Annotated in this window: 16 protein-coding genes; 10 read left to right on the top strand and 6 right to left on the bottom strand. The window is 70.7% G+C overall.

What is annotated here, in order from left to right:
- Positions 1-183: 183 nt before the first annotated feature.
- The 3 genes from D7Y11_RS09090 to D7Y11_RS09080 all read right to left on the bottom strand — a co-directional run bounded on the left by D7Y11_RS09090 (position 184) and on the right by D7Y11_RS09080 (position 4274).
- The gene (locus tag D7Y11_RS09090) at positions 184-708 is read right to left on the bottom strand and encodes an OmpA family protein (protein WP_126933500.1); all 525 of its coding nucleotides are present in this window, start codon (positions 706-708) and stop codon (positions 184-186) included.
- Between the two features lie 88 nt (positions 709-796).
- Positions 797-2170, bottom strand: coding sequence for a sigma-54 dependent transcriptional regulator (locus D7Y11_RS09085; RefSeq protein WP_126933499.1), 1374 nt, complete (start codon positions 2168-2170; stop codon positions 797-799).
- Positions 2160-4274, bottom strand: a complete 2115-nt coding sequence (locus D7Y11_RS09080; protein ID WP_126933498.1) for an ATP-binding protein — start codon at positions 4272-4274, stop codon at positions 2160-2162. The genes D7Y11_RS09085 and D7Y11_RS09080 overlap by 11 nt, the downstream gene beginning before the upstream one ends.
- Before the next feature lie 184 nt (positions 4275-4458).
- On the opposite strand from D7Y11_RS09080, the gene D7Y11_RS09075 reads away from it, so the two are divergent.
- Complete coding sequence (locus tag D7Y11_RS09075; protein ID WP_120581150.1) at positions 4459-5010, top strand: glutathione peroxidase; 552 nt, start codon at positions 4459-4461, stop codon at positions 5008-5010.
- Positions 5011-5012: 2 nt separating this feature from the next.
- On the opposite strand, the gene D7Y11_RS09070 is transcribed toward D7Y11_RS09075, so the two are convergent.
- On the bottom strand, positions 5013-5714 hold the full coding sequence (locus tag D7Y11_RS09070; RefSeq protein WP_120581151.1) for an MBL fold metallo-hydrolase: 702 nt from the start codon (positions 5712-5714) through the stop codon (positions 5013-5015).
- Positions 5715-5906: 192 nt separating this feature from the next.
- On the opposite strand from D7Y11_RS09070, the gene D7Y11_RS09065 reads away from it, so the two are divergent.
- Together D7Y11_RS09065 and D7Y11_RS09060 are read left to right on the top strand one after the other, a co-directional pair.
- Positions 5907-7169, top strand: a complete 1263-nt coding sequence (locus D7Y11_RS09065; RefSeq protein WP_126933497.1) for an FAD/NAD(P)-binding oxidoreductase — start codon at positions 5907-5909, stop codon at positions 7167-7169.
- Positions 7166-7864 carry a carbonic anhydrase gene (locus D7Y11_RS09060; RefSeq protein ID WP_233604928.1) on the top strand — a complete coding sequence of 233 codons (699 nt, stop codon included), beginning with the start codon at positions 7166-7168 and terminating at the stop codon, positions 7862-7864. Before D7Y11_RS09065 ends, D7Y11_RS09060 begins: the two co-directional genes overlap by 4 nt.
- Positions 7865-7883: 19 nt before the next feature.
- Here D7Y11_RS09060 and D7Y11_RS09055 read toward each other — a convergent pair whose 3' ends face one another.
- Positions 7884-13724 carry a DUF3320 domain-containing protein gene (locus D7Y11_RS09055; protein ID WP_158641911.1) on the bottom strand — a complete coding sequence of 1947 codons (5841 nt, stop codon included), beginning with the start codon at positions 13722-13724 and terminating at the stop codon, positions 7884-7886.
- 233 nt (positions 13725-13957) lie between these two features.
- On the opposite strand from D7Y11_RS09055, the gene D7Y11_RS09050 reads away from it, so the two are divergent.
- The 7 genes from D7Y11_RS09050 (at position 13958) to D7Y11_RS09020 (ending at position 21122) form a co-directional block, all read left to right on the top strand.
- Positions 13958-15682: a sigma 54-interacting transcriptional regulator gene (locus tag D7Y11_RS09050; protein WP_120581236.1), complete on the top strand. Its 1725-nt coding sequence runs from the start codon at positions 13958-13960 to the stop codon at positions 15680-15682.
- A gap of 129 nt (positions 15683-15811) precedes the next feature.
- A complete protein-coding gene (locus D7Y11_RS09045; RefSeq protein WP_217277597.1) occupies positions 15812-16324 on the top strand; it encodes a hypothetical protein in 513 nt (170 codons plus the stop codon).
- Between the two features lie 10 nt (positions 16325-16334).
- On the top strand, positions 16335-16802 hold the full coding sequence (locus tag D7Y11_RS09040) for an SMI1/KNR4 family protein (protein ID WP_120576392.1): 468 nt from the start codon (positions 16335-16337) through the stop codon (positions 16800-16802).
- A 59-nt stretch (positions 16803-16861) separates the two neighbouring features.
- Positions 16862-17395, top strand: a complete 534-nt coding sequence (locus tag D7Y11_RS09035; protein WP_126933495.1) for a latent transforming growth factor beta-binding protein — start codon at positions 16862-16864, stop codon at positions 17393-17395.
- Between the two features lie 52 nt (positions 17396-17447).
- Positions 17448-19526, top strand: coding sequence for a serine/threonine-protein kinase (locus D7Y11_RS09030; RefSeq protein WP_126933494.1), 2079 nt, complete (start codon positions 17448-17450; stop codon positions 19524-19526).
- Entirely contained in the window at positions 19523-20248 is a 726-nt protein-coding gene (locus D7Y11_RS09025) for a hypothetical protein (RefSeq protein ID WP_126933493.1), read from the top strand. The genes D7Y11_RS09030 and D7Y11_RS09025 overlap by 4 nt, the downstream gene beginning before the upstream one ends.
- Before the next feature lie 49 nt (positions 20249-20297).
- Positions 20298-21122, top strand: a complete 825-nt coding sequence (locus D7Y11_RS09020) for a GNAT family N-acetyltransferase (protein ID WP_126933492.1) — start codon at positions 20298-20300, stop codon at positions 21120-21122.
- A 10-nt stretch (positions 21123-21132) separates the two neighbouring features.
- On the opposite strand, the gene D7Y11_RS09015 is transcribed toward D7Y11_RS09020, so the two are convergent.
- A complete protein-coding gene (locus tag D7Y11_RS09015) occupies positions 21133-22482 on the bottom strand; it encodes a GON domain-containing protein (protein ID WP_158641910.1) in 1350 nt (449 codons plus the stop codon).
- Between the last annotated feature and the right edge of the window lie 261 nt (positions 22483-22743).

Raw genomic sequence — 22743 nt, 5'->3', positions numbered from 1 at the left:
GTCGGCGTGGGGGCGGGCGTCGGCTCCGGCGTGCGCAGGAAGAAGTAGCTCGAACCGCCCAGGAGCGCCACGACGGCGGCGATACCCAGGGGCCAGCGCAGGGTACGGATGACAGACGGCGGGAGGGGGGCGTTTTCGCTGGAGCTCATGTGAGTGGGGTCGCGGTGAGGGTTCGAAAAAGGCTTACAGATCGCCGGCGCGGGCCTGTTCGGCCAGGCGGAAGGAGAACTCCGCGCGGCGGTTCTTCTCCGGGGCGTTCGCGTCCGCGGGCCGCTCTTCTCCGTAGGAGATGACGGAGATGCGCCCGGGCTCGACGCCCAGGTTCACCAGGTAGGCGCGCACGCTGGCGGCGCGGCGCTGGCCCAGCGCGATGTTGTATTCCGTCGTGCCCAGCTCGCAGGTGTGGCCCGCCACCGTCACCTTCGCGAGGCTTCGCTGACGCAGGGCCTGGGCGATGCGCGACAGCTCGTCGGTGGCCTCCGACGGGAGCAGGGAGGAGTCGAGCGGGAAGTAGATGGGCGCGGCGTTGAGCGCCGCGAGCGCCTGCTCCGCGTCGTCGGGCGTGGGCCGCGCCGCGTTGCCACGGTCGCTGGCGGTGGGGGCCGGCGGGTGCGTCGCCGCGTCGGCGGTGCTCGTGTTGGCCGCGCGCCTCGCGCAACCGGTGAGGCCAATCACTGACAGCAGGAGGACCAGGTGGGTTCGGTTCATGCCCTGATACATGAGCAAGGGCTGTGCCGCGGTCCTTCCGTCTGGAGTCTCGCGCGCGGTGGCGCGATGACTCGCAAAGCGCGTCGTTCTAGCGTTGCGAAACGCCGCTGTCGGTCTTCTCCCTGCGGTGGATGGTGGAGACATCAATCCCCAACAGCTCCGCGGCGCGCGTCTTGTTGCCTCCACAGCGGGCGACCACCCACGCGATGTATTCACCCTCCAGCTGTCTCAGCGGCACCACCTGTCCGTGGGCCGCGGCCAGCGGGTGGACCTCCGGCGCGGCCTCCGAGGTGTGCAGGCGCAGCTGGGCCAGGTCCACGGTGGGCTGCGCTCCCAGGACGACCAGGCGCTCCACCAGGTTCTCCATCTCCCGCACGTTTCCGGGCCAGGGCATGCGCGCGAGCGTGGCCACGACCTCCGGGGCCAGGGCGGTGACGGAGGAGCGCGGATTGCGGGCGCGGGCCTGCGCCACGAAGTGCTCCGCGAGGTTCGGGATGTCCTCCGTGCGCTCGCGCAGCGGCGGCACCCGGAGTGAGACGACGTTGAGCCGGTAGTAGAGGTCCGCCCGGAAGCGGCCTTCCTTCACCCGCGCGTCCAGGTCCTGATGCGTGGCGGCCAGGATGCGCACGTCCACGCGGCGCGAGCCATCCGCGCCCACTGCGCGCACCTCGCCGTCCTGGAGGACGCGCAGCAGCTTCGCCTGGAGCTCCGGGGGCATGTCCCCGATTTCGTCGAGGAAGAGCGTGCCTCCGTCCGCTTCCACGAAGAGGCCCCGGCGCGTGGTGGTGGCGCCGCTGAAGGCGCCCTTGATGTGGCCGAACAGCTCGCTCTCCAGCAGGGCGTGGGGCAGGGCGGTGCAGTTGACCGCCACGAAGGGGGCCTGACTCCGGGGCCCTTCGGAGTGGAGCGCCCTGGCGACCAGCTCCTTGCCGCTGCCGCTCTCGCCGCGGATGAGCACCGGCGCCTCCGAGGCCGCCACGCGGTCGATGAGCTCGTAGAGCGTCCGCATGGGCACGCTGTGTCCCAGGAGCGAGCCCAGGCCGCCGCGCTGGGCCACCTGGCGCTTGAGGTCGCGGTGCTCGGTCCTCAGGCGCCGGGACTCCAGCGCGCGCCCGACGTGGAGCAGCACCTCGTCCAGGCGGAAGGGCTTGGTGAGGTAGTGGTAGGCGCCGCGCTTCATCGCCTCCACGGCGCTCTCCACCGCGCCGAAGGCCGTCATGAGGAGCACCGGGAGCTCCGGGTCGTGCCGGCGCGCCGCCGCGAGCACGTCCAGCCCGTCCACCTCTTCCATGCGCAGGTCGCACAGGACGACGTCGTAGACGCGGGCCCTCAGCTGGGCGATGGCGTCCGCGCCCCCCGTGGACAGGTCCACGCGGTAGCCCGCGTCCGTGAGGGGCTCCTTCAACATCTGTCCCATCTCCTCGTGGTCATCCACCACGAGGATGCGCGCACTAGACGGCATGCCGTTCCTCCCAGCCGGGCGCGGCGGCCACCGGCCACCGCAGCGTGAAGACGGTGCCCCGGCCGGGCTCGCTTTCGACCCCCACCTGGCCACCGTGGTTGCGGACGATCTGCGCCACCACACTGAGTCCCAGGCCCGTGCCCTGGCCCCGCTTCTTGGTGGTGAAGAAGGGGTCGAACACCTGGTGCAGGTGCTCCGGCGCGATGCCCCGGCCATCGTCCTGGACGCGGATCTCCACCGCCGGGGTGTCTCCCGCCATGCACGTCGTGGCGCTCAGCCTCACGTGGCCTCCGGGGCTGCAGGCGTCACAAGCGTTGAGGGCGAGGTTGAGGAGCACCTGCTGGAGTTGATCCGCGTCCGCCGCGAGGCTGGGCAGCCGCTCGGGCACGTCCAGCTCGAAGTGGACGTGCCGCCTTTCTGCCTCCACGTCGAGCAGCTCCTGGAGGCCCCGCACGAGCGGCGCCAGGGGGACGACGCCGGCCCGCGCGGGTTGCAGGCGCGACAGGTCCAGGAGCTGGCGGATGATGCGGCTCACCCGGTCGATCTGCGTGACGATGGCGTTGAGGCCCCGGCCCTGCGGGTGCTCCACGCCGCCCACCTTCTGGAGCATGTATTCGGCGTGGCCCCGGATGATGCCCAGCGGCGTGCCGATTTCATGGGCCACGCCCGCGGCGAGCACGCCCACCGTGGCCAGCTTCTCCGCGCGCAGGAGCTGGTCCTCCAGCATGCGCACGTTGCTCAGGTCCTCCAGCACCAGCAGTGTGCTCGCCTCTCCGTCGCCGTGCTCCAGCGGGACGGCGTGGACGTTGAACTGGTCCTTGTCGTTGAAGAGGCTGAGCGGTTCGCCGTGCAGGCTGTGCACGGCGCCCTTGTCCCGCGCGGCCAGCACCATCGCCGTCAGCCGCTGCACCGCGGCCATGGGCGCGGTGGGGAAGGCCTCCGGGAGGGTGCTCCCCACTGCGGTGGTTGGCAGGCGCGCGCGCAAGGCCTGGTTCACGGCGCTGATGCGGCCTTCGCGGTCCAGGGCCAGGATGCCCGTGGGGATGTGGTCGAGGATCTTCTGCGTCTTCTCATGCAGGTGCGCGAACTTCGCGGCGTGGCGAAGGCTCTCCTGGAGCGCCACCTCCCGGCGGTTGGCGAGCACCACGTAGGTCCCGAACGCGACCAGGAACACCGCCACGAGGAGCGCGGCCAATGACAGACGCAGCACCAGGGTGCGCTCGTGGGCGCGCAGGGCGCTGGTGGAGGAGAGCGTGGCCACGGACCAGGAGGCCTCGCCTCGCATGCGCAGGGGACGGAACGTGGCCACCGCGTCCGCGGCCCCCAGGCCCAGGCGCGAGGCCTCCGCCTCGTTGATCCGCAGCGACCCGGACGCGCCCGCGCGCATCCGCGCCACCAGGGTGCGCAGGCCCGGCACGAGCTTCCCCTCGGGTTCACCCAGCCGCCGGTGCCAGGACGCGAGCGCCGGGTCGCTCATGGGCGCGGGCGTGCCGTGGGCTCCCAGGAGGAGCAGCCGCGTGTTCTCCTCCACCGTCACCATGCGCAGCGGCGCGAAGATGGGTTCGGTGTCCACGAGGATGGCGACGACGCCTCCGCCTCCGGGCGTGTCGGAGTCGATGCGGATGGCGAAGACGCGCATCCACCCGGAGGACGCGCCTTCGATGGGGGGCGAGGGGATGACGTGCCCCACCGGGGCCGTGAGCGCCTGCCGCGCGGTGTCCTCGATCGCCGGGGGGTGGACGGCCTCCCTCGGCAGGTGGCGCGACTTGTGGTCGACCAGGAAGAGCCGCTCCTCGCCATCCGGGCCCAGCACGGCGATGGCCCGGTACTGGCCCACGGACTCCAACAGGGCACGCAGCTCGTTGTGATGGTCTCCGGCGGAGCCGGGCTGGGCGAGCAGCTCGCTCGCGAAGCGCAGGTTGTCCCCCAGGTCCTCCAGCGACCGGGCGACGCCACTGGCGGCCTCCTCCAACTGGGCCTGCCGGTCGCGCCCGAACTGCTCCACGAGCGCCTGCCGGTCGCGCTGGATGAACCACACGGCTCCGCCCGCCACGCTGGCCAGGGCAACGAGCAGGAGGACGAGGGGGGCGAGGAGGCGGTGCATGGAGTGCGAGGGAGTCCACACAACGCAAGGCTCGGGCCAGCCGTTCCCTCCAGGGGCCGGCGCCTTGCATCGCGCCGCGACCGCCGCAAATCACCACACCGGGGCTGGCACTTTGCCGGACCTGCCCGGGGCCCCCCCCTGGCGGGCCTGGGCTAGAGTGGCCGCCCCCTCAGAAGGAGTGAACATGAGCCAGAACCTCTACGACATCCCCCTCAAAGGCATCGACGGCGCTCCCCGGACGCTCGGTCAGCACAAGGGCAAGGTCCTGCTGGTGGTGAACGTCGCCTCCAAGTGCGGCCTGACGCCCCAGTACGAAAGCCTGCAGAAGCTCTACGCGAGCCGGCAGGGGCAGGGCCTGGAGGTGCTGGGCTTCCCCGCGAACAACTTCAATGGGCAGGAGCCGGGCAGCGAGGCGGAGATCCAGCAGTTCTGCACCTTGAAGTACGACGTGACCTTCCCGCTGTACTCGAAGATCTCCGTGGTGGGGAAGGACAAGCACCCGCTCTACCACGCGCTGACGGGCGCCATCCCGGATGCCACGGGCGACGGGCCCATGCGCGCGAACCTCAAGGGCTACGGCATCAAAGCCAACCCGAAGCCGGAGGTGCAGTGGAACTTCGAGAAGTTCCTCATCGGCCGGGATGGCCGCGTCGTGGGCCGCTTCGCTCCGGATGTGACAGCGGAGGATCCGCGCCTGGTCCAGGCCATTGACGCGGCGCTGGCGAAGCCGGCCTGAGGTCAGGCTTCTGGCGCCGGACCCTGAGTCCGTCCGCAGGCGCGGTTGGCCGGGACGGCCAGGTCGATCTTCTTGGGGTGGGGCAGGTGGAGGTTGTCCATCACCTCGATGAACTCCTCGCGGCTCCTGCCCGCGACCCGCGGGTTGTGGCGCTTCTCCTCGCCGATGCTCGTCACCGTGTTCCCGTGGTAGTCGTGCGCGGGGTAGACGAGCGTCGCGTCCGGGAGCTGGAAGAGGACGCGGGTGATGGAGTCGTAGAGCTGGCTCGCGCTCCCGTTCTGGAAGTCGGTGCGGCCGTTGCCCCGCACCATCAGGGCGTCCCCGGTGAACACGCGGTCGCCCAGCAGGTAGCTCACGCTGTCGTCCGTGTGGCCCGGCGTGGCGAGCACCTGGAAGGCGCACCGTCCGACGTGCACCGTATCTCCGTGCCGCACCTGGATGTCGGCGCACCGGGCCCCGCCTGTCCCGGCCACCACCTGGCACTGCGTGCGCTCCCGCAGCGTGCCGGACGCGGTGACGTGGTCCGCGTGCACGTGGGTGTCGAAGACGTGGGAGAGGACGAGCCCCAGCTCGCTGACGAGCCGCAGGTCGCGGTCCACCTGCTCCAGCACCGGATCGATGAGCGCGGCCTGACGCGTGGCCTCGTCACCGATGAGGTACGTGTAGGTCGAGGACTCGGAGTCGAAGAGCTGGCGGAAGAGCATGTCGGAATCTCCGTTGCACGGGGGCCGCCGGCGGAGCGGGGGATTCAGCGCATCGCACGGAGTGTCCGCTGGAACGCGGGCTCCGAGAAAGGGACGTCCTTCGATATTTGATGTGGTCTCGCCAACGCGCACTCGCCTCGCAGGGCAGCTGGCGCGGTGGGGTTGTCGTGGGCAGGCTCGCGGCGTGCTCTCATGACCGCTCACTTGTCCGCGCGCCTCGAGGCGTCCCCATCCCGCAAGCCTTCGTCCGTCTCCGAGCACCATCGGGTGCTGATCATCGGCGGCGGTACCGCGGGCATCACGGTCGCGGCGCGGCTGCGGCGCAAGGGCGTGCAGGGTGTCGCCGTGCTCGAGCCCTCGGCGCAGCACTTCTACCAGCCGCTGTGGACGCTGGTGGGCGCCGGCGCCGCGGACATCGCGAGCACCGTGCGGCCGGAGGCGGACTACATCCCGGAGGGGACGCGGTGGATCCAGGACCGGGCGGAGGAGGTGGACCCCGTCCGTCAGCAGGTGCTCACGTGCGGAGGCGCGCGGCTGACCTATGACTTCCTGGTGGTCGCTCCGGGAATCCAGCTGGACTGGGATCGGGTGCGCGGCCTGCGCGAGGCGCTGAAGACGCCGTTCGTGTCCAGCAACTACGACTTCCGGCTGGCGCCGAAGACGTGGGAGATGGTGCGGGCGTTCCAGGGCGGCACGGCGCTGTTCACCCATCCGGCCACGCCGGTGAAGTGCGCAGGGGCGCCGCAGAAGATCATGTACCTGGTGGCGGACCATCTGCGCCGGAGCGGGCTCGCGGAGAAGTCGCGGGTCGTGTTCGGCTCGGGGGGCAAGGTGCTCTTCGCGGTGCAGCCCTTCGCGCGCGTGCTGGAGGGCGTCGTGGAGCGCTACTGCATCGAGACGCACTTCGGCCACGACCTGGTGGAGGTGCGCGCGCACACCCGTGAGGCGCTCTTCGCGGTGACGCGCGACGGACGCGGGGAGGTGGTGACGGTGGGGTATGACCTGCTGCACGTCACGCCTCCGCAGAGTGCGCCGGACTTCATCAAGCGCAGCGCGCTGGCGCATCCGGACGGCCCGAACGCGGGCTGGGTCAAGGCGCACAAGCACACGCTCCAGCACCCCGACCATCCGAACGTCTTCGCCATTGGCGACGCGAGCGACCTGCCCACGTCGCGCACGGGCGCCGCCGTCCGGGCGGAGGCGCCGGTGCTCGTGGAGAACCTGGTGGCCGTGATGGAGGGGCGGGAGCCCACCGCGCGGTACGACGGCTATGCGTCCTGTCCGCTGGTGACGGGCTATGGGCGGATGCTGCTCGCCGAGTTCGACTACGACGGCCGGCCCGCGCCGAGCCTTCCGTTCATCAACACCTTCGTGGAGCGCCGCGACCTGTGGCTGCTCAAGAAGTACGGACTGCCGCGCCTGTACTGGGACTGGATGCTTCGTGGCCGCGCGTGAACACTGGAGGAAGTGACCGCTCGACGGTGGGGCCTGCTCGTGCGACCGTCCTGGCCGTGACGCCCTACGACAAGATCTTCGAGAACAACAAGCTCTGGGCGGAGGAACAGCTCCGCTCGGATCCGGACTACTTCACCAAGCTGTCGGTGTCGCAGCAGCCGGACTTCCTCTACATCGGCTGTTCGGACAGCCGCGTGCCCGCCAACCAGATCATGGGGCTGGCGCCGGGTGACGTGTTCGTGCACCGCAACGTCGCGAACCTGGTCAACAACGTCGACCTGAACGTGATGTCGGTCATCAACTACGCCGTCCGGCAGCTGGACGTGAAGCACATCATCGTCTGCGGCCACTACGGCTGCGGCGGCGTGCGCGCGGCGATGCAGCCCAAGGACCTGGGCATCCTCAACCCCTGGCTGCGCAACATCCGCGACGTGTACCGGTTCCACAAGCAGGAGCTGGACGGCATCGCGGACGAGACGAAGCGCTACGAGCGGCTGGTGGAGCTCAACGTCCTGGAGCAGAGCATCAACATCATCAAGACGGCCGCCGTGCAGAAGTCCTACCTGGCGCGGGGCTTCCCCATCGTGCACTCGTGGGTGTTCGACCTGCGCAACGGCATCCTCCAGGACCTGAAGCTGGACTTCGTCCAGACGCTGCACAGCATCCAGGAGGTCTACGACCTCACGAAGGAGTGAGGCCGCAGTCCCGCGGGAGTCATTGCTTCCACACCATCCGCTCTCCTTCGGCCTGGCAGTGCCCTCGCTGAAGGAGCAGCGTCAGTCCGGCTTCCAGGACCGGGATGACCGCCCGGGTCAGCCGCTGGATGCCAAAGCAGCGGGCTGTTTCGCGGAGCAGGTCTTCGCGTTCCAGCGACAGGGCCTGGGTGAGCACGGCCGCCGCGGCGTTGGCCACCTCCTCCGGGGGAAGGTGTGCGGCCTCGCGTTCGGGATGCGCGCCACGAAAGCCTGAGTACCGCGCCGGCCCCCGGCTGGTGGACCAGAGGAACTCCTCCTGGATCGTCACGGTCCCGCGCTTCGCGAGCGCCTGGAGCTGTTCCTCCAGCCTCTTGCGCACGCGGGGCGTCAGCTTGGTCAGACCCCAGGCATCCAGGACGCGCCTGGCCAGCAGGTCCTCGTGGAGCGGTGCCTCCTGATCGATGACGGACTGGAGGTGCTCCCGCAGGGACGCGTCCGACGCGGTGGCGAAGAGGTCCGCTCCCTCCTTCATGGCGCGCAGGGTCGCCGGGACGTAGGCCTGGGCGGACGCGCTGGGACCGGCGACCACGGGCTGGGGCGTGGCCGGGGCGCTGGTGTGGGCTGGCTGGACCGGGGGCGGTTCCGCGGCGAGCGGGGGCGGAGCGGGCGCGGGCCGTGGCTGCTTCGCATCCTCCAGTGCGCGTTGGACCGCTGCCTTCAAGGCCTCCAGCTGTCCCGGCCGGTCCTGCTCCCATCCCAGGGACCAGACGCGGTGCAGCCGCCAGCCCAGGCCTTGCAATACCTCGGAGCGCAGCCGCTCGCGGTCCCGTGCGTTCGCCGCGGAGTTGTAGCGGGGGCCGTCGCACTCCACGCCCAGGATGTATTCGCCAGGGCGCTCGGGGTGGACGACCGCCAGGCCCACCCGGTAGCCGCCGCTCCCCACGTCGGTGTGCACCGTGCATCCGGCTTCGCGCAGTGCTTGCGCGACCTGCTGCTCCAGCGCGTCCGTCGGCTCGCGCTCGGCCGCGGCTGCCGCGAGGGCGTCCGCTTCAGCGGCCCGGCGGAGGAAGTCCCGCAGATGGCGCACGCCCACCGAGGCGGTCCGCGAGAGGTCGATCTGATCATGCGTCAGCGTGGAGTAGACCCGCAGGGCGCACCGCGCGCGGGTCACGGCGACGTTCAGGCGCCGCTCACCGCCCGCACGGTTCAGCGGACCGAAGCTCATGCGCAGCTTCCCCGCGGCGTCCTTCGCGTAGCAGATGCTGAAGAAGATCTCGTCCCGCTCGTCGCCCTGGACGTTCTCCAGGTTCTTCACGAAGACGGGCTCGGACGAGGCGAAATGCGCCTCGACCTCCGGGAAGCGCGCCCGCTCGGCTTCGAGCAGCTCGAGGATGACCTGCTGCTGGACGGCGCTGAAGGTGACGACGCCGAACGTCCGCTCGTGCGGTGCGTGGCGGCGCAAGGCCTTCACCAGATCCGCGACCAGCACCTCCGCTTCGCGGGGATTGATGGCGGCGGACTTCCCGCTCAGCTTGGACTGATAGACCCCATCCGGAACGTGGCGCCACTTGACGCCCAGGTCTTCCACGCGAGCACGCGCGGCGGGGAACACATGCAGGCGGCCCGCGTAGTACTGCCGGTTGCTGAAGTCGATGAGGCTGTCGTGCCGGCTGCGGTAGTGCCAGCCCAGCATCTGCTGGGGGAACTGCTTCGCCAGGGCCTCCTCCAGGATGCTCTCCAGTTCGATGACGTCGTTCTCGTCCGGGATCGCCTCCGGGTCCTCGCCCCGGGTGAAGAAGGTGGTGGGCGGAAGCTGCTTGGAGTCGCCGACGATGAGGGCCTGGTCCGCGCGGGCCATCGCGCCGATGGCGTCGTGGGTGCCAATCTGCGAGGCCTCGTCGAAGACGAGCAGGTCGAAGCGACGGCCCTCCGCGGGCAGGTACTGGGCGACGGAGAGCGGGCTCATGAGGAAGCAGGGCTTGAGCCGCCGGGACAGGCTGGGAATGGAGGTCAGCAGCTTGCGCAGCGGCATGTGTCCCCGCTTCTTGCGCAGCTCCCGCGAGAGGATGCCGGGCTCCGAGCTCTCCGCGGCGAAGGCGACGCCGGACGGCAACTTCTGCTCCAGCGTGGAGATCACCTGCTGGCGGGAGAGGACCACGTGCTCGCCGTCGAGCTGACGGAAGCGCTCCACCCGGGTGGAGTGGGCACGGGCCTCGAAGTCACGCAGCGCGGGCTCCCTGTCCCTCAGGGCATGGGTCCACGCGGTGAGGACCGCGCGCTCGAAGGCCGTGCCCAACTGCTCTTCCGTGAGGCCCTGGGCTTCCACCGCGTCCACGAACGGTCCGTAACCCAGCGCGCGGACCTTGTCGGCCTGGGCCTGGTGGAGGCACCACGTCCTCAGGGAGCGGAGGCCTGACTGCCAGGCTTCGAGCTGCCGGCGCAAGGAGGCGCGGTGGTGTGGTGTGGCGGTGCTCTCCCAGGTGCGGGTCTTCACCAGGGCGCTCAGCGCCTCTTCGGCACGCGTGAGGCGCTCCATGGCACTTCGCAGCGCCTGGGTCTGGGTCGCCAGCAGCTCGCGGGAGGCCGCGTCCGTGGGGACCTGGACCCTGGCGACGCCCAGGACTCCTCGAAGGTCGCGAACCCTCAACGCGCGGATGGAGAGACCCTCCAGCGCTTCGGCGTGTGTCAGGTCCCGCGAAGGCACGCCCCGCAGCGTCGTCGCGAGCGCGTTGGCCTGGTCGGAGAGCTTCGGTCTCCACTCCAGCACCTGTCGCGCGGTGGCGAGGTCCTTCTCGATGTCGCGGTTGGAGGGCAGTCCCTTGGAGGCAAGTGACGCGAGCTGTTTCCGCGCGCCGCGCAGGAAGAAGAAGGCGAAGAGGAAGAATGCCCCGGCCCACTTCTGGAACCGGGCGTGAAGGGCCGCCAGATCCAGGGTGAGGAGCCCCGTCCCCCAGCGCGAGGCCAGCTGGGTTTCGCGAGTGGACTGCTCGCGCAGGGCGAGCGACTGCTCCTGGAGCTTTCGCGAAACCTCGGGCCACGCATCATCCAGCAGCGCGACGGAGGGCACCGGCCCACTGGCCAGGACCTCCCCCAACTCGACCAGGGGCTGCAGACCCTGCGTCGAGCCGGGGACGTCGATGCCGGTGGAGGCCGCGAGCGCGGTGGCGGTCTGCTCCACGCCGTCGAGCGCGGCGCGGGTCTCGGTCAGGGAGTCTCGGAGCTGCTGCTCGAAGGCATGGGTCCACGTGACACCGCGAACCGACTGCCACGGATGCGGCCCCAGGGCCCTCAAGGCGCGGAGCGTGCTGGCGAGTCCTTCCACTTCATGACTGGCTTCGCGGAAGCGCGCTTCCGTGAGGTCTCCAGGGGAAGGAAGGCTCAGGTGCACGTCCGGGGCATCCCCCAGGGACAGGAGCCGGCCGGTCGCGCCATAGAAGCTGAGCCCCAGGGGCCAGGGCCGATGGAGTGCCCGGACGTAGGCGTTGAGCGCCTCCCGCTGGGAGGTGAGTTCGTCTGAACGCGCCTTCCAGGGTGGGACGGGCGTTTGCCGGGTCCGCTCCCAGGCCCGGCCGAAGGACGCGAGCACTTCCTTCTTGTTGCTCTTGTGGCTGTGAAGCTCCAGGCAGAAGTCCTCGAGCCCCACGTCCCGGAGCCGCCGGTACACGACGTCCAGCGCCGCCATCTTCTCCGACACGAAGAGCACGCTCTTGCCCCGGGCAATCGCGGCGGCGATCAAGTTGGTGATGGTCTGTGACTTGCCAGTCCCCGGAGGTCCCTGGATGACGAACGAGCGTCCAGAGAGCGCGGAGGCGATGGTGGCGAGCTGCGTGGAGTCCGCGTTGACGACGCAGGGCAACTCCCCGGCCGGGACGTCGGCGTCCAGTTGCTCCGGTTGGAACTCCGTGCCGCTCGCGGGTGGCGCGGAGGTGCTGGCGGCGGCGATGTGGCGGACCAGCGGGTTGGAGAGAAGGACTTCTTCGTTGTCCTCCAGGTCCTTCCACATCAGGAACTTGGTGAAGGTGAAGAGCCCCACGTGGGCCTCTTCCAGCACCTCCCAGCCGGCCTGCTTCTGGATGGAGGTGCGGACGGCGCGGAGGATGGCGGGAACGTCCACCCCCTTCTCGTCGGGCTCGAGCGAAGTCAATGCACTGACGTCGAGGCCGAACTCGCGCTTGAGCTTCTCCACCAGGGTGACGTTGCCCAGGGGCTCCTCGGGGAGCCGCTCGATGCGCAGTCGCTCACGGGCGCGGTCCAGGCGGAAGGCGACGGGGTAGAGCAGCAGCGGGGCGAGCCGCGCCGTCGAGGGATCGCCCGGGTCGAACCACCGCAAGAGTCCGATGGCGATGTAGAGCGTCTGGGCGCCGCCTTCCTCCAGGTCCGTGCGTGCCGTGCGCTCCAGGTACCTGGCGCGGGACCAGAGCTCGGCTTCACGGAGCGGGGAGTGGATCAGTCCCTTGTCCAGGTCGCCGCGACGGCGGGTGGCGACCTCCTCCCCGGTGCCCCGGGCCTTCAGGAGCTTCGCTTCACGGGCATCGAGCGAGTCCATGTCCGGGGCGGGGATGATCTCGAAGGCCTCGCCTCCCGCCAGGCTGTCCTCGAACGCGCCGAGGTCCGGCATGTGGAGCTCCAGGGCGCTCCGCGTGTCGAGCCGGAAGTTGAGCAGCTTGTTGCGCAGCGTCAGGTCGAGCAGCTTCTCCTTCCAGCGGCTGAAGCGCGTGAGGACCTGGGCGCTCGGGGGTTTCGGTTCGACGGGTGGAGGCGCCGCCGCGGCGCTTTCGAGGATCGTCCGGATGCGCGCGTGTGCAGGCTCGCTCGACACCTGCTCAGCGGGTGGGGCCTCCACGGCGCGAAGGGGAAGCGGGCGGTAGCGATCGAACCGGAGGACGCTCACGTCGAGCGCGGCCACGAAGCGGCTGTCCTCCGAAAGGTGCTTGAGCCCTTCGCTGATGGCCCGCTCGAAGGGGGGACGCCCGGCGCCCACCGCCGTGGAGGAGTCGAAGGGGAGCAGGTGCCCCAGTGCGACGAGGTTGCGCAGCCGGGCCGCGTCCTCCACGAGCCCTTCCGGGAAGCGTTCGTCGATCAGCCACACCGCGGGGAACGCATGGCCCTGGACGAGCAGGAGCAGGGGGTGGAGTCCCATGGCCTCCAACGCGGAGGCGAAGAGGAGGGTGAGGTCCAGACAGCACCCCATGCGTTCCTGGAGGAGCTGATCCGGTAGCCGCACCTTCTGTCCATGAGACTCGAAGCTGGCGGGGAGCTCCACGTACCCGAGTTTCAAGGCCTGCACGGCTTCGTAGAGCGCGGCGGCCATGGCCCGAGCATGGCTGGGATTGCGCTTCTGGTAGCCGCTCAGGCCGCCGTCGCCCAGGGCCTGCTCCAGCAGGTTCCGCACATCCTTGAGCAGTTCGGGGATGACGGGATGGTTGGGCGTGACGAAGGTGGCGAGCAGGCCCAGCGGGGCGCGCGTTCCAGGCCAATGGTTGTAGGGGAGGACTTCGACATCCAGGGCTCCCTCGCGAAGGAGCGTGGCGTCCTCACGAAGCGCCCATCGGAGTTGGGCCCGCTCCGCCTCCACGACCGAGCGCAGGCGCCCGGCGGGCAGGCGCAGGTCGATGACCCCGAGGTTGGCTTCCTCGCCCGGAGGCAGTGGCGGCACGGGGAGCTGAAGGGGCTCTCCCAGGTCGGGCAGCAACTGCAGCTCGAGTGTGGTCGGTCCCAGTGCCCGCTCACCTGTATTCCGGATGAGTGCCTCCCGGATGAGCGGAACGCCGCTCTGCTCCATGGCGAAGTTCAACGTGGGTGCGCTGAGCAGCTCCACTTGGACCGGAGGAACCGCCGGGACAGGAATGGCCGTGGACATGGGACCTCGAGTGCGGGTGGCCAAGGCGACACATCCCGCTGACCGCGACAGCATGCCACGCGTGCGGTTGTCCAAGGATCCACGGGGGAGGGCGGGGTCTTTTGGCCCCCCTCCCATGGGCGATGGACATGCCTCGGAGGGAGTCTTTGCGTGGCCCTTCAAGGGCATGAATGGGATGGAGGTGGAAGACGTCGGACGCTCCATGGTGGTTCCTCCTGAGAGGCCTTCGCTCCGTGCGCTTCTTCCTGACCCTCCCGGACGGCCGTTCCTTCCCGCTGGAGAAGCCGGTGGTGTCCGTGGGCTCCGAGCCCGCGTGCGACGTCGTCCTCTCCGCACCGGGGGTGAAGGGCAGCCACGCCCTGGTGTTCCGTGACGCGCGCGGGTGGACGGTGTCCGCCGCCAGCGCGGACTGTGACGTCCGGGTTCGTGGCAAGCGGGTGGAGCTGGCGCCGCTGGAGCCGGGGGAGTCCTTCAGCGTGGGCAGGGCTTCGCTCACGCTGATGGTTTCGGAGGCGCCGGTCCGGGTTGAGCCTTCCTCGACGCCGTCCCGCCTGCTGGGCGTGCTGACGGACTTCGCTTCGCGGCTGCTCGTGCAGCGCCCTGCGTCGGAGCTGCTGGAGGCGGCGCTGCGGGGCATCGCGGACGTCACCTCCGCGGACGTGGGGTTCCTCGTGTCGGTGGAGGGGGACCGGCGGCAGGTGCTGGGGGCCACCGGCTCCGTGCCGGCTTCGGTGGTGGTGGACAGTCTGGTGGATCAAGTCGTGGGCTCGGGGGCTCCGGTGCTGGTGCCGGACATCGCGGCGGATGCGGCGCTCGCGGGGGCTCCCAGTGTCCTGGTGTTGCGGCTGACGTCCGCGCTCGTGCTGCCACTTCGCGCGGGCTCCGCGCCCCTGTGCGCGGTGTACCTGGGACGGCGCCTGGGCAGCCCTCCGTTCTCGACTCGCGAGTTGGAGGAGGCCATGGCGCTGTCGTCGCTCGCGGCGCTGCTGCTGGCCACGTCGCGGGAGCTGACGGAGCTGCGCGCCCAGGTGGACAGCCTCACGCAGCGGATCGCCGCGGCCACGTTCGAAGGGCTCATCGGTGAATCCCCGGTCATGCGGAACCTCTACCGGCAGGTGGAACGCCTGGGGCCCACGTCCCTGCATGTGCTCATCCAGGGAGAGACGGGCACGGGGAAGGAGGAGGTGGCCCGCGCGCTTCACCGGCGGAGCGGCCGGCGCGGCCGGCTGGTGGCCATCAACTGCGCGGCGCTTCCGGAGTCCCTCATCGAGCGTGAGCTGTTCGGCCACGTTCGCGGGGCGTTCTCCGGCGCGACCTCCGACCGCGCGGGGCTGGTGGAGGCGGCGGATGGGGGCACGCTGTTCCTGGATGAGATTGGAGACATGCCGCTGCCGCTCCAGTCGCGCCTGCTGCGCGTCGTCCAGGAGCACGAGGTGACGCGGCTGGGCGAGCATCGTCCCCGCAGGGTCGACATGCGCGTCGTGGCCGCCACGCATCAGCCGTTGAAGGCGCTCGTCGCTCGGGGTGCCTTCCGGGAGGACCTCCTCTTCCGGCTGGACGAGGTGCGCCTGGAGGTGCCCGCGCTGCGGGAGCGCGGTGAGGACGTGCTGCTCATCGCGCACCATGTCCTGAAGCAGGAGGGGGCGCGTGCGCGGGGCTTCACGCAGAAGGCGGCGGAGGCCCTGCGCGGTCATCCCTTCCCGGGCAACGTCCGCGAGCTCGTGTCTCGCGTGCGGCGCGCGGCCATCCTGGCGTCGGGGGAGCTCATCGGCGTCGAGGACCTGGACCTGGCCGCGGACACGGCACCACGGGTGCCCCTGGATGAGGCTCGCGATGCCTTCGTGCTGCGCTATGTGCGCGAGGCCATTGCCCGCAGCGGAGGCAGCAAGAAGGAGGCGGCCCGGGCCCTGGGCATCGGTGTGCGCTCCGTGTTCCGATACCTGGGGGAAGAGGACTGAGAGGCCTGATTGCGTGCGCGTGTCCTATTGTGGCGATTGCTCGCAGCTCTTGTCGTCGTGGCCGTGAGTTGTGCCGAAGCACCGGTGGCACCCAGTGCTGGTGCGGTTCGGATGTGGCGTGGGCCGCTCATGAACGTGCCAGGAGGCGGGCAGTTCCGCACCGTCATCTACTATGGGCCGTGGCAGTGCAGCTCCCAGCTCATGACCTATTGCCAGGAGAAATGCGCGGGAGGCGGCCACGTCCTCCAGGGATGCATGTGGCTGGCGGACGTGAAGATGGATTTTCAGGGCACGCTGATTCAGGCCGGCAGCCGGTTTGGGATGGCGCATTGTTGCTGCAACTACGGAGCACTGACGCCTCGCCAGAATGAAGCTGCTCGCAATCGCTGGAACAAGGCGCGCAAGGGGTTCCGTGAGGAATGGTCCCGGCGGTTCGGTGACTGGCCGACGGAAGCCGACGGAAAGCCCTACCAGGGCCATCACATCCGCGACCTTCAACATGGCGGCAACCCCACCGATTGGGACAACCTGCTGCCGTTTCCCCAGGACCTTCACGAGGATCTGCTGGGCCCCTACAACCAATGCTATGCGAACCAGCCTCCGTGGACGCGTGTAGGAGTGGATCACCCCTATGGCGAGTAGCTCCGAAGCCATGTCGGCGCTTCTGGACGAGGTTTCACGGCTCCACTTCCCGAACCCGCCCGCGACTCCGTCGGAGATCGAGGCCTTTGAGCAGAGAGTCGGGTGGCGCCTGGACCCGGACCTTCGTGCCTTCTACCTGCATTGCGATGGCGCGAAATTGTTCGACCGAGTCGACCCCGCGTTCTTCTTCTACCCGCTGGCGAAGATTCGCCGCGCTCGTGTCGTCCTCCTCAAGGAGGACACAGACAGGGCGGGTCCCGCGTCCTGGTACGCGGTCTGCGAGGTGCGGGATACCAATTACATCTTCGTCGACGTGAACCAGCAGGCGGAGGGCCGGTACTCCATCCGGGATGGCTACCGCGAAGCGTTTCCAGACCCTGCCTACAACCGCCAGATCGCGGGCTCCTTTTCAGAGTTCTTGGGCGGAGCGCTCCGTTCCAATGAAGAATGGTTCTGGCTTCAGACGGAGGAGGATTAGCGGCCGTGGCGAGCGCCACCGCGTGCGTATATCTCACTCCTTGATGTAGTCCTGAGCCCATGCGCTTCCCGCTCTCGGTCCTGCTGTGGGTCCTGCTCGTGGCCCCGGGGTGTCCGCTCGACATCCAGGTGCGTGAGGAGTTGGACGCCGGCTGCTTGGGAGACGCCTGCGTGCGCTCCTGCGCCGCGGACCGGGAGTGTCCCGAGGGGCAGCGCTGCTCCGACGTCTACAGGGAATGCGAATCGGGCCCCCGCCTCACCGAGCCCTGCTCCGACCCCCTGGCCTGTTCGACGTTCGCGTACTGCGTGAAGGGACGCTGTACACGCGATTGCGACCCGGGCTGCCCCACGGGCTACCAATGCTCACCGGCTCCGGAGTCCCTGTGCGTCGAGACCTGCGAGGGCCTGCCCCCCGAGCACCTGGGCGACTCCTGCGAGACCTCCATGGACTGCGCCCGCTGCGGCTTCTGCGCAAACCTGGGACGTGGGAAGACTTGTCACCAACCCTGCCGGTCGGATGCGGAGTGTCCCGGGGGACAGGCAGGCACGTGCGTGCAGCTCCCCGGCTCCACCCTCCGCGTGTGCCAGCAGTGAGGGCGCCCGGGGGTTTGATCGCGCGGATCCCGCTTCCTAGACTGCGCGCGCGATGACGGGCGAACTGTTGGCCGGCCGCTACCAGTTGGAGCAGGAGTTGGGGCGGGGCGGGATGGCGACGGTCTTCCTCGCCCTCGACCTCCAGCTGTCCCGCCGCGTGGCCGTGAAGGTGCTGCACCCGGGCCTGGACGCCCGCTTCACCGAGCGCTTCCGCCAGGAGGCGGAGATGGTGGCCTCGCTCCAGCACCCCAACGTCCTGGCGGTGCATGACTTTGGCCAGGACGCCGTGCGCGGCCCGTTCCTCGTCTGTGAATGGGTGCAAGGCGAGAACCTGCGCGAACTGGCGCGGCGCCTGGCTCCATTGCCGCCGGAGGCCGTCGCGCTGCTGGGCTGGGAGCTGGCCCGCGCGCTGGACGCGGCGCATGCGCGCGGCGTGGTGCACCGGGACGTCAAGCCGGAGAACGTGCTCGTGGCGCGTGGAGGGCCGCTGAAGCTCGCGGACTTCGGCATCGCCGCGCTGGCGGACCAGGCCCGGCTGACGAGCACTGGCGCCGTCATCGGCTCGCTGCCGTACATGGCGCCGGAGCGCATGGATACCGGGGAGTGGTCCCCGGCGTCGGACGTCTACGCGGTGGGCGTCGTGTTGTTCGAGCTGTGCACCGGTTCGACGCCCCATGCAGGGGAGGGCAGTGCCCGGCTGGCGGTCTCGGTGATGACCCGCGATGCGCCGCCGTTGGTGGAGGCCGCGCCGGGCACGCCTGAGCCCCTGTCGGCGCTGGTCGCGCGGTGTCTTGCCCGGGATGCGCGTGACAGGCCCGTGGAGGGTGGGGCGCTGGCGCAGGAGCTGGAGGCGGTGCTGCGGCCGTGGGTCGGGGCTCCCGCCGAAGCGTCGCGTGCCTTCTTCCAGGCTCCGGAGTCCTGCGTGGCCCGCTGGCGCGAGGACCGGTTCCAGCGGCTGTTGGGCGAAGGCCGTGCGCTGCTCGCCGCGGGGCAGGGCGCCCGGGCTGCCCGGTGTCTCAACGCCGCGTTGGCGCTCCGGCCCGGGGCCCCCGAGGTGCTGGCGCTCCTGCGCTCGCGGCCCATGAGGAAGGGTCTCGCCCGGAGCGCGTGGGAGGCGCTCCCGCGCTCGTGGGCGGAGCACAAGCGAGCGCTCCTGGCGGTCCTGGTGCTCGCGGCGGTGTCGGGCGGGTTGGGGCCGTGGGCATGGCGCGCGGGTGGCGCCAGGAGTCCGGCGGTGGCCACGGGGCAGGCGTCCGCGCCCGCGACGGATTCGGATGCAACGGTGCAGACCGCCGTGCCAGTTGCTCCTGCTGCGGGCTCGCCTGCCACGTCGGAGGACCTTGCCGCGCTCGCGCCCGGTGACGACTCCACTGCGACAAATGCCGCCTCCGCCGCGCTCTCGCCCGGTGACGACTCCACTGCGACAACGGCCGCCTCGGCACCGCCCGGCGCTGGCCTGCCCGCCACAAGCGAGGCCTCCGCCGCGCCCGTGGCCGTCGCCCGCCTTGATTCAGCGCAAAGACCTTCGCGTCCCTTGCCTCAGGCGGCCTCCGGGACGCCGGTCCGGGGCGCGCGTCCGGAGGCTCCGGGCAGGTCTCCTCGGGCAGCGCCAGCGCCGCTGGCCCGCCCCGCCCAGGACTCCCTGCAACGGCCCGTGTCCCCGGAGCCCCCCGGCGACGAGCTGCCCGTCCGTGTACCGGATGCCCGGGACTTCGCGACGCTCACGGTGGCGACACGCCCCTGGGCCGAGGTGTTCGTGGACGGCCAGAGCCGGGGCTACACCCCTCGGCTGCGCGAGCTGCGGCTGTCTCCCGGCACGCACCGGCTCCGCTTCGCCAACCCCCTGTGCGAGCCCGTCGAGGAAGTGCTCGAAGTGGCTGCCGGCGCAACCGTCTCGCGTGAAGTCTCCCTCCGGGTGCGCGACGCGGAGGTCACCCTCGTCGCGCCCGCGGCGTCCCGCGTCTTCGTCGACGGCGTGGAGGTGGGCGTGGCCCCGCTGCGCGACCCATTGAAGCTCTCGCACGGGGTACACCTCCTGACCGTCCGCGACCCGGGAGGCCACGTGCTGAGGCAATCGCTCGACGCGGTGGCGGGGACCCACACCACGATCGTGCTGGGGGCCGCTCCATGAAGACCGCCATCGTCGCCCTGTTGCTCGCGGCGTCCTCTCCGCTGGGCCCCGCTCGCGAGGCCTATCAGTCCGGCGACCTGCCCCGCGCCCGGACCGCGCTGGAGGCCCTGCTCCAGCCCCCTCGGCTCTCCCATCCCCAGGAGGAGGCGGAAGCCCACCTGCTGCTCGCGGCGACGCTCCACGCCCAGGAGGACCTGCCCCGCGCGGAGCACGAGGCCGTGGAGGGGCTCGCGCTCGACCCCGACGCGAAGCTGGACCCCCTGGTGTATCCGCCGGACTTCATCGCCTTCATCGAACGGGTGCGCGCGCAGCGCCATGACCGCATCGTCCAGCGCGCCGCCCGACTCCGCCCGCCCGTGCTCCTGCCCGGGCCCACGACCTCCATCACCGCTCCCGTCCTGGTCGAATCCCGCCCGGCCTCGCGAGGCTGGTACCTGGTGCCGTTCGGCGTGGGCCACCTCGTGCACGGCCAGCGCTCCAAGGGCACCGCGCTCGCGGTAGGGCAGGGCACGACGTTCGCCGTGTCCGCGGTCTCCCTGGGCGTGGCCCTGTCCCTGCGCGGCCCGGACGGCCGCTACTCGGCCCAGGACGCACCCACGGCCCGGGCCTTCAACGTCTCCTATCTCGTGGGGGCCTACGCCTTCGCGGCGCTCTACGCCTACGGCGTGCTGGACGGCCTGCTGTCCTCGCCCCCGCCACCCCAGGGAAACGGGCCTGGGTGAGCGCAGCGACGCCCTGACGCGGTGGCCCGTCGTGGTGTAGACGGGGCGGATGAGCGACGTGAACCTGGTGGAGATCGCCCGGCGGTTCGAACGCAAGCAGGCCACCTCCGCGGTGGCGCTTTCGACGGCGTCCGCGCCGCTCGCGGACGGCTGGATGGCGTTCGGCGGCGTGGGGTCCTACATCAACAAGTCGTGCGGCTACGGCTTCGAGCGCGCCGTCACGGACGCGGAGCTGGACGCGCTGGTGGACTTCTTCGCGTCGCGTGGCGTGGAGCCCAAGGCGGAGCTGAGCCCCTTCGCGCCCCAGCCCCTGCTGAAGGGGCTGGCGGACCGGGGCTTCGTGCTGCGCGAGTTCGAGACGGTGCTGTACCGGCCGTTGCAGGTGGGGGAGGACCTGTCGCGGCTTTCCCGGGGCGCTCCCGCCGGGCTGCGCGTCGAGCGGGTGGATCCGTCCGACGACGCGGCGGTGCACCGGTTCGTGGAGGTCGCCGGCAGCGGCTTCGTCCCGGAGGGCGAGTCGATGCCGGCGATCTTCCTGGAGATGGGATTGAAGGCGGCGCGCAACCCCGCCTCGGACTCGTACGTGGCGTGGCTCGACGGCGTGGCGGTGGGGGCCGGCAGCTGCGAGGTGAGCGACGGGCTCACCTCGCTGTTCGGCACGTCGGTGCTGCCCGCGTACCGGCGGCTCGGCGTGCAGCAGGCGCTCATCGCCGCGCGGCTGGCGCGGGGGCTGGAGAAGGGCAGTGACCTGGCGGCCATCATGTCCTCGCCCGGTATCCCCACGGAGCGCAACGCCATGCGCCTGGGCTTCCTCATGGCCTACTCCCGCGCCGTGCTGGTGAAGCCCGGCGCGGGGCTGGAGCCGTCTCCCTGAGCGTCAGGGGCTACGGCTGCGGCACGGTGTACGCCAGGGGCAGCAGGGCGCCGTTCTTGTTGAAGGGGTTGTAGCTGCCCTGCGGGCCCACCCAGCCGCAGCCTCCGTAGCCGCGCATCTCCACCACCTGGTTGTTGTCGTGGAAGGCCCACCACGAGGACTCGCTGGAGGGGCCGGCCCGGACGATGTTGCCGGTGGGCACGGAGAACGGCGTGCCTCGCAGGTCCACGTTGGCCAGGCCCGTGCGGCTGCACCCCATGGCGGCCGCGTAGGTCATGGCCGTCACAAGCTCCCTGTTGACGTGCTTGAGGGAGCCGCTGGACGTCGAGAAGGAGTGGTCCCCGGTGTCCACGGCGAGGGTGACGGGGTTCAGCCTGACGCGCGTGAACCGGGTCCGCACGTCGGTGCCCGGCGAGTTCCCTCCCGACGTGTACTGCGAGTAGTTGGCGCCCTCCTCCGTGTGCACCAGGGAGAGGTACTCCCTGGGCGTGCCGGCCATGTCCTGGCACCAGGCCGTCCAGCGCTTCAGCGGGTCCTTGTTCACGAACAGCGCGTACTCGCCGTCCGGCGCACCGGGGTGGGCCGCCTGGACGTCCTGGCACGTCGCGGGGAAGTTCTCACCGCGGTAGTGGAGCTGGAGCAGGCCGCCATGCTGGTTGAAGGGGTTGTAGCTGCCCTGCGGGCCCACCCAGCCGCAGATGCCGTCACCGGACAGCGTGACGACCTGGCCGTGCTCGCTGGAGACGGCGGCGCCGGTCCCGTTCGCGCCGCCCACGCTGAACGCCTGCGCCTCCACCGTGAAGGGGGTGCCCCGGAGGTCGACGTTGCCCTGGCCCTGTCCGCCGCCGCACGTCATGGCCACGCCGTAGGGCATCGCGGTGACGGTGTCCGGCGAGTGCGTCAGCGCGCCGGTGGAGGAGGCGAAGGTCTGGTCCGCCGTGTCCACGCGCAGGGTCGCGGGGTCGATGCGCAGCCGGGTGAAGTGGGTGAGCACGTCGGTGCCGGGGGAGGCGCCGCCGGCGGTGTACCGCGAGAAGTTGGAGTCGGCGTCCGTGCGCGTGAGCGTGAGGTACTCGGCGGGCGTGCCGGCCATGCCGTGGCAGTACACGGTCCAGGACGCGCTGGGGTCACCCGCCACATACAGCTTGTAGTCGCCGTCCGGCGCTCCGGGCTGGGCGGTGCGGATGTCCAGGCAGCGGGTGGGCCGCTCGGTGAGGGACTGGGGGCGCTCCGCCAGGGTGCCGGGGCTGGCGCTGTCGCTGGCGCCACAGCCGGCGGCGGCGAGCGCCAGGAGGCTCCAGGTCAGGGTCCGCGCGCGGCGGGGGAGGTGGGGGATGACGGAAGGCTTCTGGAAGTTCATGGGGCTGGGCTCCTGTGAGAGGTTGCGAAGCCTCCCCATCGCAAGGTCGGGGCCACGCGGGCCGCCAGGGCCTCGCCGTCGGGATTCCGGGGCGTTACGGGTGAGCGCGGCCCGCTGGATGACGTGGCCGCGCCGCGAACGTGCCAGTCCTGGCACGCGCGCTGGCTCCTCCGAGGAGGCGGCCTGTCATGCTCCCCTCAGGGCCCTCCACGGACATCGCGGCGGGCGCACCCCGGCGCCGCGTGGGCGGCACGGCGCCGG

Origin of the sequence: Corallococcus sp. AB018, assembly GCF_003986945.1 — a bacterium.
In the GTDB taxonomy this organism is placed as follows: Bacteria; Myxococcota; Myxococcia; order Myxococcales; family Myxococcaceae; genus Corallococcus; species Corallococcus exiguus.
Note: the sequence above shows the minus strand (reverse complement) of the source record. Positions and strands in the feature narration are given on the sequence as shown.

What these genes read in the sequence shown, in the direction of transcription:
- D7Y11_RS09045 (WP_217277597.1), top strand. Translation starts at nt 15,812, where the DNA reads ATGAACGTGCCAGGAGGCGGGCAGTTCCGCACCGTCATCTACTATGGG.
- D7Y11_RS09055 (WP_158641911.1), bottom strand. Translation starts at nt 13,724, where the DNA reads ATGTCCACGGCCATTCCTGTCCCGGCGGTTCCTCCGGTCCAAGTGGAG.
- D7Y11_RS09070 (WP_120581151.1), bottom strand. Translation starts at nt 5,714, where the DNA reads ATGCTCTTCCGCCAGCTCTTCGACTCCGAGTCCTCGACCTACACGTAC.
- D7Y11_RS09030 (WP_126933494.1), top strand. Translation starts at nt 17,448, where the DNA reads ATGACGGGCGAACTGTTGGCCGGCCGCTACCAGTTGGAGCAGGAGTTG.
- D7Y11_RS09065 (WP_126933497.1), top strand. Translation starts at nt 5,907, where the DNA reads ATGACCGCTCACTTGTCCGCGCGCCTCGAGGCGTCCCCATCCCGCAAG.
- D7Y11_RS09040 (WP_120576392.1), top strand. Translation starts at nt 16,335, where the DNA reads ATGTCGGCGCTTCTGGACGAGGTTTCACGGCTCCACTTCCCGAACCCG.
- D7Y11_RS09025 (WP_126933493.1), top strand. Translation starts at nt 19,523, where the DNA reads ATGAAGACCGCCATCGTCGCCCTGTTGCTCGCGGCGTCCTCTCCGCTG.
- D7Y11_RS09080 (WP_126933498.1), bottom strand. Translation starts at nt 4,274, where the DNA reads ATGCACCGCCTCCTCGCCCCCCTCGTCCTCCTGCTCGTTGCCCTGGCC.
- D7Y11_RS09090 (WP_126933500.1), bottom strand. Translation starts at nt 708, where the DNA reads ATGAACCGAACCCACCTGGTCCTCCTGCTGTCAGTGATTGGCCTCACC.
- D7Y11_RS09015 (WP_158641910.1), bottom strand. Translation starts at nt 22,482, where the DNA reads ATGAACTTCCAGAAGCCTTCCGTCATCCCCCACCTCCCCCGCCGCGCG.
- D7Y11_RS09020 (WP_126933492.1), top strand. Translation starts at nt 20,298, where the DNA reads ATGAGCGACGTGAACCTGGTGGAGATCGCCCGGCGGTTCGAACGCAAG.
- D7Y11_RS09085 (WP_126933499.1), bottom strand. Translation starts at nt 2,170, where the DNA reads ATGCCGTCTAGTGCGCGCATCCTCGTGGTGGATGACCACGAGGAGATG.
- D7Y11_RS09075 (WP_120581150.1), top strand. Translation starts at nt 4,459, where the DNA reads ATGAGCCAGAACCTCTACGACATCCCCCTCAAAGGCATCGACGGCGCT.
- D7Y11_RS09035 (WP_126933495.1), top strand. Translation starts at nt 16,862, where the DNA reads ATGCGCTTCCCGCTCTCGGTCCTGCTGTGGGTCCTGCTCGTGGCCCCG.